Below are 569 nucleotides of genomic sequence, written 5' to 3'. Positions count from 1 at the left end.
GTCCATTCCTGGGATCTAAAATCCCTCGCCTTCAGGCGACCACTTCCAGTACGTTCGCGGGATGGAGCACTACCGACGGACCGCCCACACCCGCTTCGACATCAAGTTCCACTTGGTCTGGATCACCAAGTACCGCAAGAAGCTGCTGCGGGGTGACGTCGGCCTCCGGCTCCGCCAGATCGTGCGAACGATCTGTGCGGAGTTGGAGGTCGAAATCCTCAAGGGCCATGTCAGCGCGGACCATGTCCACCTGTTCGTCTCCTGCCCGCCGCACGTCTCGGCGAGCTACCTGGTTCAGCGGATCAAGGGGAAGAGTTCGCGGAAGCTGATGCAGGAGTACAGCCACCTGAAGAAGCTTTGCTGGGGCCGCCACCTGTGGGCCCGGGGGTTCTTCGTGGCCAGCTCGGGGAACGTGACCGACGAGGTGATCATGGAGTACATCCGGACGCAGGAGCATCGGAAGGACGACGACGACTTCCGCGTCGAGGAGCCGTAGCTCGGCTGCCCCAGCAGTCGGGCTTTCAGCCGACTTGTGAACCTACCGGCTTCCAGCCGGTAGAGTCGTCAGT

1 protein-coding gene is annotated in these 569 nt (G+C 62.2%); it reads left to right on the top strand.

The window, feature by feature from the left end; translation table 11 throughout:
- Positions 1-61 precede the first annotated feature (61 nt).
- Positions 62-496 (top strand): IS200/IS605 family transposase, encoded by a 435-nt coding sequence (gene tnpA / locus HG800_RS26810; RefSeq protein ID WP_169981471.1) that lies wholly within the window; start codon positions 62-64, stop codon positions 494-496.
- Positions 497-569: the final 73 nt, after the last annotated feature.

Source organism: Tautonia rosea, from assembly GCF_012958305.1.
Lineage (GTDB): Bacteria > Planctomycetota > Planctomycetia > Isosphaerales > Isosphaeraceae > Tautonia > Tautonia rosea.
The sequence above is the reverse complement of the archived record's forward strand: the minus strand, read 5'-3'. Positions and strand labels throughout refer to the sequence as shown.

Excerpts from the sequence above, each read along its gene's own strand:
- tnpA (WP_169981471.1), top strand. The coding sequence starts at position 62 with ATGGAGCACTACCGACGGACCGCCCACACCCGCTTCGACATCAAGTTC.